This is a genomic window from Pontibacterium sp., assembly GCF_964228735.1.
Lineage (GTDB): Bacteria > Pseudomonadota > Gammaproteobacteria > Pseudomonadales > Balneatricaceae > Pontibacterium.
Genome location: NZ_CAXRBQ010000024.1, coordinates 1 through 10680, shown reverse-complemented (window position 1 = coordinate 10680; position 10680 = coordinate 1). Strand labels below are relative to the sequence as shown.

Below are 10680 nucleotides of genomic sequence, written 5' to 3'. Positions count from 1 at the left end.
ACGCCTCCATCGCCACGCGGCACGGCGGCAACTTGCTCAACTGTTTCAGCAGCTGTGTCCGCGCCACATTTTTTGAAAGCCGTGTATGTCCTTGTCCATCAATGCCGTGCAATTGAAAAGACAACTTGGCGATATCGATACAAACGATGCTAATCTTACTCATAGTGGACCCCCTATCTAGTGATGCCGGTACAAACTTAATTGTGGCACTTAGGTGGGCGGGTCCATTTCATTTGCTACAAGGACGACAATCCTACCCAAGAAGTATGTAGCAGCCCGCTCCGAGGGCGACCAAATTAATCCGCAAGAAATGTCGCGGTCAGAGCCCGCTGCTACAGAAAGGGGGACAAATTCTAAGCTCCAAGCGCATTTCAACCTCATGTTGGGCATTGCCGCTGGCAATGGCCAACCTACGGATCGCATGTAGGTTGGCCAACGCATAGCGTTGCCCAACACCTGCCCCTTCAAACAGGCACAAAAAACGGGGTCCGAAGACCCCGTCTGTACGTCACGCTTAAGGGGAAACCTTAAGGGTTTTTGAACTCAGCTTTAGGGCCGAGGTAGTACCACCAGTTCAGTACCAGACACACAGCGTAGAATACTGCGAAACCGTACAGTGCAACTTCTGGAGTCGCCAGCTTGATCTGCTCACCGAAGATCTTAGGAATCAGGAAGGCACCGTAAGCCGCTACCGCGGAAGTCCAACCCAGTGCAGGACCTGCCTGCTCTTTCGGGAATACCATCGCAATAGTACGGAAAGTGGAGCCGTTACCGATACCAGTTGCTGCGAACAGCACCAGGAACAGGATCAGGAATGGTACGAAAAACTCTTCAGGAGTCGCAGACTGGTAAGCCGCTTTCAGGAAGTAAGCCACACCCAGCGCACTTGCGATCATCACGATTGCAACGTACTGAGTCACTTTGGCACCACCCATCTTATCGGCCATCCAACCACCGATCGGACGGATCAGGGCGCCGATGAAAGGCCCCATCCAAGCGTACATCAGTGCAGATGGACCGTTGGCGTTTACAGTGTTGTGGGTCATCACACCGTCAACCATCAGGTGCTGGTAACCGAATACCACTTTGATCGCCAGGGCGAAACCTGCGGAGTAACCGATGAAGCTACCGAAGGTCATGGTGTAGATGATACTCATCACCCAGGTGTGCTTGTTGTTGAAGATCTTGAACTGACGCTGCAGGTTCGGACGGATATCACCCGGGATCATCTTCATCAGCATGATAGTGCTGAAGAGGATACCGGCGATTACAGGCCATTTAGCCCAGCCTGGTGCGCCCATGCCCAGCGGTGCAGGCAGGATCACGTACAGACCACACGCCGCAGTGAAGAAACCGATCAGCAGCAGGCCGGTGATTTTACCCATCGCACCCACAGGGGAACCGATGTCTGGAGAAACCGCTTCAGTACGGATGTTGTTCATACCGAACCAGCCAGCAATCGCCAGCGGCACCAGCAGTACCAGCCAAATGTAACCCGCGTTGTGGATGTAAGTTTCAGAACCCGCAGGGATCTTACCGATCAAAGTACCGGAAGTGTTTTCCAGGATCATCGGAGTGCCACCGAAGATACCGAAAGTCATCACCAGTGGTACCAGGATCTGCATGGTAGTTACACCCGCGTTGCCCAGACCTGCGTTCAGACCCAGCGCCAGACCCTGCTGACGTTTCGGGAAGAAGAAGCTGATGTTGGACATGGAAGACGCAAAGTTACCACCACCGATACCGGACAGGAACGCCAGGATCTGGAACACCCACAGTGGAGTGTCTTTGTCCTGCAGCGCGAAGCCCGCACCAGCCGCTGGCAGCATCAACAGCGCAGTAGTGAAGAAGATGGTGTTACGACCACCTGCAATACGTATAAAGAAACTACTCGGAATACGCAGTGTTGCACCGGTCAGACCGGCGATACCCGCCAGGGTAAAGAGTTCGGCTTTGGCGAACGGGAACCCCAGGTTCAGCATTTGCACCGTGATGATGCCCCAATACAACCAAACGGCGAAACCACACAGCAAACTCGGGATAGAGATCCACAGGTTACGGTTCGCCACTTTCTTGCCTTCGGATTCCCAGAACTTAGTGTCCTCGACATCCCACGAACGTAAATCAGACATGACTGACTCTCCAGGCTAGAACAGGACAGGATACAGTCCCGCCCTTAAAACATTTCAAAATGGCACCTTCTGAGGTGGCAAAACCCAAGCCGGCAAATACCGGTGTCGGCCTTCCTAAGCGTCCAGGTTCTCTTTCAGAAAGTTATTCTGGATCGCGTCCTGCAAACGCTGTCGCTGGTCCTGAAGGCTGATGCCGTAGTACATGGTGATCATGCACAGGGCCAGCAATCCGTAGAGCAACATGAAGCAGGAGCTACGAACCCCAAACAGGTCTGTCACCAGACCAAAGGAGATCGGCAGCACGAATCCACCAATCGCCCCCAGCAGTCCGACAGCGCCGCCTACAGTCCCCATTCGGTCGGGGTAGTAGTCGTACACCATGCGGAACACGCTGGCTTTGCCAAATCCCATTGCCACACCCACAATCATCACCAGTACAGTAAACATCCAGACCGGCATCTCGAGCAGAAACGTCATGTCTTGCTCAGTGCCATGGATGGTCATGGTTGTAGGGGGGTAGGAAAGGAAAAAGAGACATACCAGACAGACCCAGAATACTGTCCAGTTCACCCGGCGCGCGCCCATCTGGTCGGCACACCAGCCGCCAATGACGCGGGTCAGCGCACCCGGAACGGTAAACAGCAGCGTCAGGAATGACGCGGTTTTCAGGTCCAGTCCATATTGACTGACGTAGTACTCCGGCAACCACAGGGTCAGGGCCACGTAGCCACCGAAGCAGAAGAAATAGTAGAGGCCAAAGCGCCATACACGCAGGTCCATCAGCGGCTTAAACAGCTGCTTCAAACCCGGCTCGCCATGCTGCACGCTGCGCTTCTGCTGCACCGGATCGTCCTGGGTCAGCAACCAGAACAACAGACCCAGCAACACCAGTACAAAGGCGTATGCGATCGGCGCCATGCGCCAGCCGTAGGCAATAATGATCAGCGGTGCGACCAGGTTGGTCAGTGCGGCGCCCAGGTTACCGGCGCCAAAAATACCCATCGCCAGCCCCTGATTGTCGCGGGAGGCCCAGGCAGATACATAATGGATACCGATGGCAAAGCTGCTACCCGCCAGACCGATACACAGGCCCAGCGCCAGGTAATGCCAGTAGGTTTCAGCGTAAGAGAAGGCATATAGAGGGATGCTGACCAGCAACACCAGGCCGGTCATCAGGCGGCGACCGCCAAATCGTTCAGCCAGCATACCCATCGGCAAGCGGGCCAGCGCGCCGGTCAGGATCGGTGTAGCCACCAGAATCCCGAATTCCGTTTCGCTTAACTGCAGTTCATACTTGATCTGTACCCCGATCACGGAGATGAGCGTCCAGGCAGCAAAGCACGCCGCGAACATGAGCGTGCTCATGATCAGTGCTGAAATTTGCTTTTGAGTATCCTGGGCCATCACAATCTCGGGAATGTCGAACTTGCTTTAGATCAAAAACTAGCTCCGAGCGGCACTTCGGGTATTGATCCGTATCAAGTTCTAACTTGCTGAAAAAATGGCGGTTTTCCGGAAATACCACCTTGGTGGTACCTCTTCTTCCCTTTGTAAGCTGCTGTTTTAACTGATAATTTGTGGACTTCAACTTAAGTCGCAGGAAAAGGCTTTTTACCCGCCGGTTCTTTATGAGTACCGCCGGACAAAACACGGTATCTGAGCATGAATTTCCTCAACCAATCGATCATCACCCGACTGGGCACCGCCATGTTTGCCATCAGCCTGATGGCCCTGATCAGCATGATCAGCTCGGTGATTGTGGCCGAAAGTACCCAGGGCGATGCCGCCGGGATTAACCTGGCAGGCTCCCTGCGTATGATGTCGTACCGCATCGTCGCTGAAACCCAGCAACACGAGAGCATCGGCACCACCGAGACCCTATCGAAGGTGCAAAGCTCGCTGGATGAGTTTGAGCAACGTATTAAGAGCCCAAAGCTGGCCCACGTGATCCCAAGCGACAGCGACCACAATCAACGCCAGTTTTATGAAAGCCTGATCAAAGAGTGGCAGGACGAGCTGGCCCCTGCCCTGACTGCGGCAATCCAGGCGGGCCCCCAGGGCAACGCCGAATACCTGAAACGCTTTGAGGAGTTCGTCCCCAAGATCGACCACCTGGTACAACTGCTGGAAGAAAGTACTGAATCCAAGATCAAGCTGCTCAGTCTGGTCCAAGGCATCAGCCTGTTTATGACCATCCTGATCATCTTCATCGCCATGTACGACATTAAGAGCAACGTGGTGGAACCGCTGGCGCAACTGCTGGATGCGGCTAAACAGGCCGGTCAGGGTAAGCTGGATGCCCGTGTGTATTACCAGAGCGATGACGAGCTGGGTCTGCTGGGTACCACGTTTAACCACATGGCCGAAGAGCTCTCCAAAACCTATACCGATCTGGAAAACCGCGTTCAGAAGAAAACAGCTCAGCTGCGCTACACCAACGAATCCCTGCAGCTCCTGTATGAAGCAACCCGCCGCTTTAACCGCGACGAGGATATCTGCCGCCGTCTGATGCCGGTCATGCAAAAGCTGGAAGAGGTCATTCCGGTGGGCCCTGTGCGTGTCACCCTGTGTGAACCGAACCAGCGCAGCAGCTACCGCACCCTCACCACTCAATCGCTGGAACGCCCGGCGGACTGTGCCAACCAGGCCTGTAATGATTGCCTGGTAACCCGTATGGATAACAAGATACACGACACCCTAAGCATCCCGATCCAGACCCGTGAAGCTTACTTCGGCGAGTTTGAGGTGGAATTTGGTCCGGACAGCCCACCAAACAACGAACAGATTCGCCTACTCACCACCCTGGTGGAGAACCTGGGCACCGTACTGTCGCTGGAGCTGAAAGCCGAGAAAGAGCAGCAGATGTCCCTGATGGAGGAACGTGCCGTGATCGCCCGCGAACTGCACGACTCCCTCGCACAGTCCCTCTCCTACCTGAAGATGCAGGTGAGCCGTTTACAGATCCTGCGCAATAAACAGGCGAGTGAAGAGCAGATCGATGACGTCACCAACGAACTGAAGGAAGGTCTCAACAACGCCTACCGTCAGTTGCGTGAACTGCTGACCACCTTCCGCCTGACGCTGGATCAACCAGGCCTGAAACCAGCACTTGAAGCGACCATTAAAGAGTTCTCTGAACGTCTGAACATTGATATCGGTCTGAAGTATGGCCTGCGTCACCAGAGCCTGAGTCCTAATGAAGAGGTACATGTGTTACAACTGGTACGTGAAGCCCTTGCAAACGTGGTTAAACACAGTGAGGCCAGTGATGTATCGGTGCGCGTGATGCAACCGAACGGTGAGGTAGAGGTCTCTATTGAAGACAACGGCATCGGTCTGCCGGATGACAAAGACCTGACGAACCATTACGGTCTGGTCATTATGCGTGACCGCGCCAGCACCCTGAATGGTAATCTATCAGTACAGAACCGCAGTGAGGGCGGTGTTCAGGTACTGATGCGCTTTCACCCCAAACAGAGATAACTGATTTACAGGAATCCCAATGAACGACATGAGCAGTGAGCAAGGCAGCCCCGCATCCATTCTGTTGATTGATGATCACCCCCTGCTGCGCAAGGGCGTGAAGCAGCTGATCGAACTGGATACGGATCTCAAAGTAGTCGCCGAAGCCAGCAATGCCAATGAAGGTGTTGCAGCTGCGTTGGAGCATGAGCCCGACCTTATTCTGCTGGACCTCAACATGCCGGAGATCAACGGCATCGAAACCCTCAAGATGCTGCGTGAAGAGGGTGTGGATTCCCGCGTAGTCGTATTCACCGTCTCCGATAACGAAGAGGACGTGGTCGCCGCGCTGAAAGCCGGTGCCGACGGTTACCTGCTGAAGGATATGGAGCCGGAGGAATTGCTGAACAACCTGAACCAGGCCGCGCTGGGCAAGATGGTCATCAGTGATCGCCTCACCACCCTGCTCGCCCAGGCGCTGCAAAGCAAACGCACCGCCAAGGGTCCGGACATCAGCAGCCTGACCCCGCGTGAGCGCCAGATCATCAAGCTGATCGCTGCAGGTCTGCCAAACAAGCTGATCGCCCGTAAGCTGAGCATCACCGAAGGTACCGTGAAGGTGCATGTGAAACACCTGCTGAAGAAGCTGAACCTGCGCTCCCGCGTAGAAGTAGCTGTGTGGGCCGTTCAGGAAGGGATCAAGTAGATCGCGTTGGTACAGCGCTGCTTATACCTCAAAAAGAGCGCAGCGCTGTATTATTGGATTAGCCCGGACAGGTTAATCCGCTACCACGTTCATCCGCTCCAACGAATAACCGTTAAGCAACACATCCAGGCAACTGAGCAGATCATCGCTGAGATCGGTCAGATCCCCCAGCATTGCCTGCGCCGCAAGCACTTCATTGGCCTCGAACAAACGGCAGATTTCCTGTCCGGTCAGGTGCACCTGCCGGTGCAACTCAATCACCTCACTGAACAACGCCGTGCCGCCATAGCGGCGCTCGCCCTCGGTATCCAGCCACTGCCCGAAACGGCAGGCATCCGGCGCAAGAGGCGGTGTTTTTTCAACGTCTCCGCTGAGGTAATACTCCAGTGCACGCATCCACGCCTTGTGCTCAATCGCCGCAAACAGCAGTGACAGATCATCCCGGCTAATTGGATTCTGTGTGCGCCACACCTCCGGTGGTTGCCAGGTTTCAATCCAGTGCGGCAGATCCCCTGCAGGCATCGGCCGGGCAATGGCATAGCCCTGGGCCAGTTCACAGCCTAGCTGCAACAACAGCTTACCGTGCTCGACCCGCTCCACCCCCTCGGCAATCACCTGACGACGGAACGCAGCGGCCATACCCACAACCCCTTCCAGAATCGCCAGATCATCCGGATCCTCCAGCATGTCGCGTACAAAAGACTGGTCGATCTTCAATACCGCCGCTGGCAACGATTTCAGATAGGTCAGAGATGAGTAACCGGTACCAAAGTCATCCAGTGAAAAGTTCACACCGATCAGCTGGCAGGCCTGCATCACCTTCGATACCTTGACGATATCCTGCAAGGCACTGGTTTCCAGTACCTCCAGCTCCAGGCTCGCCGGCTCCACATCCGGATACTGTGCCAGCAAGCGCTGCAGCTGTTCGGCAAAATTACCCTGCTGTAGCTGCAAGCCACCGATATTCACGCTAACCGGAATATTCAGCCCCATTCGGTTCCAGTACTGCAGCTGTTTAAGCGCCTGATTGATAACCCACTCGCCCAGCTCGATGGAGAGCGGATGATCCTCAATCACCGGCAGGAACGCGCCCGGTTGCAGATGCCCTTCCACCGGGTGGTTCCAACGGATCAGCGCCTCAACACCCAACACCTGGCCGGTACGCATGTTCACTTTGGGCTGGTAGTAGAGCTCAAATTCATCCTGTTGCAGTGCTTCGCCTATTCGCTCCAGAATTTCATGCTGGCCACGCAAACTGCGGTCGTGTTCAGCATCGAAGAAGTGATATCGGTTTTTGCCTTTCAGCTTGGCCTGATACATCGCCTGATCGGCCTGACGCAACAGCTGATCTGCATCTACATTCTCACCCTGAGGATAAAAAGAGACACCCAGGCTAGCCGATACCTGTAAGATCAGGTTATCCACCAACACCGGTTCTGCAATTACCTTCAACAGGCGGCGCAACAGTGGGATGGCGTTGGCGGTGGTTTCGATATCGATCAACACCGCCACAAACTCATCCCCCCCCAAGCGGGCTACCGTATCCCCCTCCCGCAGCACACGCTGGAACCGTTTAGCAATGGATACCAACAGGTGATCGCCCATCTCGTGGCCATGCGTGTCATTGATCTCTTTAAAACCGTCCAGATCGATATACACCACGGCGAGGCTCTGCCCACGACGGGCTTCCTGATACATCGCCTGTCGTAATCGGTCTGACAACAACAAACGGTTTGGCAGACCGGTTAGACGGTCGTGATAGGCGCTGAACTCCAGCTCGTGCTGTTGCCGTTTCTGGGTGGTGATATCGGTGCACACACCGATCCATTTGTAAGGCTTACGATTCTCATCCAGCAGTGGCAGTGCGTGATCACTCCAGTAGCGGTAATTGCCGTCCTTATGGCGAATCCGGTACTCATAATTGATCGGCTGAATGGAGTTGCGATGCTGTTCCACTGCACCTGCCAGTTTTGGTTGATCATCCGGATGGATCAGCGCCAACCAGTTATCGATTTCGTGGGAGATCTCCCCCTGCTTGAAACCAAGAATACGGTCGATATCACCAAACCAGCGCAGATCATCGGTGGCGACTTCCCACTCATAGATCAGGTCATACGCAGCCTTACCTGCCACCTTAAAGCGTTGCTCACTCTCACGCAGGGCATGCTCAATTCGTTTGATCTCGGAAATATCCACCGAGATACCGCACAGTGCGTAGATCGACCCATCATCCCGCCGCAACGGAAGCTTGGTTGTACGGTAGGTCGCCACACTGCCATCGTGCAGGTTGGTAGCAGACTCCTCTTCCCTAAAGGTTTGCCCTGTTTCAAAGATCTGCTTGTCATTCTTTTTAATAAGGGCGACAGATTCTGCATCGAAGAATTTGTCATCGGTATAACCGACCACTTCATCCATCGACACACCCCATAAGTCCATAACCTTTTTATTGGCGAATAGGTACTTACCGTCCTCGTCTTTAAGGAAGATATAGGCATCCACGTTGTCCAGGATGGTGCTCAACTTGGCTTCATTGGCTGCCACCTGGTCCTGTGCATCAACGATATCGGTGATGTCATGTGCGATAACAAGAATTTGGTCGTTGCCGTCCGCGTCCTTGAAGGGATGTTTGATCGACTTAAAGTGGCGCACTTCACCCGTCACCGCATCCGTGCTGTCCTCGAAGACGATCTCTGTTTCGCCCCGTGCCATGACAGCCTGCACGTTCTCACGGAAGAAATCCGCCATCTCCTTGGGCACCCCAAAGTCGGCATCATCCTTTCCAACCATCGCCTCCGGGGTGGTGTTATAGAGACGAGCGACCGCCTGGTTGCCCAGTAGGAATTTGCCATCCTTATCCTTGAGAACCATCACATCCGGCATCTCATCGATCACCGTGCGCAGCAGAGCCTCACGTTCATGCAGGGCGCGCAGGGATACACTCAGCTGGGATTGCGCCTGTCCGGCCTGCCGCAGGGATTTCACAATCGCACCAAGCGCCAGCAATATCACCAGTGCAAGCGCGGCAAAACCGCTGCGGATCAGCCAGATAAAATCGGGCACCGCCAGTTCTGATTTCGCGATCGCAGCCAGTTGCCAGCTGCCGTTAGGTAGCAGGATCTCAGTCAGTACAGGCTGTTCATCAAATAGAGACGCACGCCCGAAAAACACCTCCCCTTCCGGCCCCAACGCATCTTTACCACGAATGGCGATCTCGATCGGCATATCGTGATCCAGGATACCGCTGTTCACATACATCGCCTGCTCGTCGATCAATGCGCTGGCGACTCCCCAAAAGTAAGGCCCACCCTCATCGGTCAAAAACACGGGCATACGGGAAATAAACGCCGTGCCACCTTGGACCAGCTTTACAGGCCCCGATAACACCATCTCTCCCGTACTGCGTGCCCGCTGAATTGCGTCAAATTGGTCGGGAATTTGGGTAAGGTCCAGATTTAAAGCCGCTTCATTCCCTGCGAGAGGGTAAAGCATTTTTATCACCAGGCCCGGCGCTGCTGACATCTGTTTAAGACGCTGATTCTTTTCCATCAACGCTTCGGCGGCCTGCTCAAACGTGAGCTGATCCATATACGGGTCGGCGGCGATCGCGGCGACCAACCCCTTGGCCAGCTGCATATCACCTTTCAGGTTGTTATCGATACGATCCCGGGTGGCATAGATGTACTTCTGGACTTCAGAACGGACTTGGTTGGCATGCCGCTCATAGGTGACTTGTTCTGTGAAGTAAGCGCCCGCGAATAAGGCCAGTAGAAGAATAAAGCCCAAAAGATACACAGCGGGCGGGGTTAATTTCAGGGATGCGAACTGGGCGGGTTGCATCTGAGCACGATCACTATCGGCGGCTCTGGCGGGTTTCCGCATGGATTTTCCTTGATTCATCGCATTCGACTGCGTTGGATGCTGAATACCGAACTACGAACATGTTGAATGGTTGCACAACATCACTAACGGGTGCAATTTATCCATTAGTATTCAGACAGATATATTGCCCGGGGACAAAAAGACGCTGTGAAAAATGGTAGGGATATTTGCCAATAATAGTAGATGGTGGATCAACTCAGACGGCAAGCGGTGTTGAGCACAAAAAAAACCGGCGGAATAGGTCAGATTCCGCCGGAGACTTGCCAGTTGATATGAGGCCCTGAACGCCCCATGAGTCAAGGTTCCTGAATAAGGGCATCGCACATGCCAGACAACGAGGAGAGAGGGTATCGTCTGGCGGTTAACCCATATTTTTCATGAAGGTATATACGAAAACGGCTGAAAGCCCTATGGTTATTGGTGTCTATACAATTCCCACAAGCCATCAGCCGTTTACAAAATGGTACCACATACTTTTCAATTTTCATCCCTTTCCCGCCG

At 54.2% G+C, this 10680-nt stretch carries 5 protein-coding genes; 2 read left to right on the top strand and 3 right to left on the bottom strand.

Annotated features, from left to right (window positions below):
- Positions 1-527 precede the first annotated feature (527 nt).
- Positions 528-2132, bottom strand: a complete 1605-nt coding sequence (locus tag ACEQ15_RS02305; RefSeq protein ID WP_370277409.1) for an MFS transporter — start codon at positions 2130-2132, stop codon at positions 528-530.
- A 114-nt stretch (positions 2133-2246) separates the two neighbouring features.
- Entirely contained in the window at positions 2247-3497 is a 1251-nt protein-coding gene (locus ACEQ15_RS02300; protein ID WP_370277408.1) for a nitrate/nitrite transporter, read from the bottom strand.
- A 297-nt stretch (positions 3498-3794) separates the two neighbouring features.
- On the opposite strand from ACEQ15_RS02300, the gene ACEQ15_RS02295 reads away from it, so the two are divergent.
- Positions 3795-5615, top strand: a complete 1821-nt coding sequence (locus ACEQ15_RS02295) for a type IV pili methyl-accepting chemotaxis transducer N-terminal domain-containing protein (RefSeq protein ID WP_370277407.1) — start codon at positions 3795-3797, stop codon at positions 5613-5615.
- A 19-nt stretch (positions 5616-5634) separates the two neighbouring features.
- The gene (narL, locus tag ACEQ15_RS02290; RefSeq protein WP_370277406.1) at positions 5635-6300 is read left to right on the top strand and encodes a two-component system response regulator NarL; all 666 of its coding nucleotides are present in this window, start codon (positions 5635-5637) and stop codon (positions 6298-6300) included.
- Positions 6301-6372: 72 nt separating this feature from the next.
- Here narL and ACEQ15_RS02285 read toward each other — a convergent pair whose 3' ends face one another.
- Complete coding sequence (locus ACEQ15_RS02285) at positions 6373-10197, bottom strand: EAL domain-containing protein (RefSeq protein ID WP_370277405.1); 3825 nt, start codon at positions 10195-10197, stop codon at positions 6373-6375.
- Between the last annotated feature and the right edge of the window lie 483 nt (positions 10198-10680).

Bases quoted from the DNA above. Each gene is read 5' to 3' on its own strand.
- ACEQ15_RS02300 (WP_370277408.1), bottom strand. From the start codon at position 3,497: ATGAGCACGCTCATGTTCGCGGCGTGCTTTGCTGCCTGGACGCTCATC.
- ACEQ15_RS02305 (WP_370277409.1), bottom strand. From the start codon at position 2,132: ATGTCTGATTTACGTTCGTGGGATGTCGAGGACACTAAGTTCTGGGAA.
- ACEQ15_RS02295 (WP_370277407.1), top strand. From the start codon at position 3,795: ATGAATTTCCTCAACCAATCGATCATCACCCGACTGGGCACCGCCATG.
- ACEQ15_RS02285 (WP_370277405.1), bottom strand. From the start codon at position 10,197: ATGAATCAAGGAAAATCCATGCGGAAACCCGCCAGAGCCGCCGATAGT.
- narL (WP_370277406.1), top strand. From the start codon at position 5,635: ATGAACGACATGAGCAGTGAGCAAGGCAGCCCCGCATCCATTCTGTTG.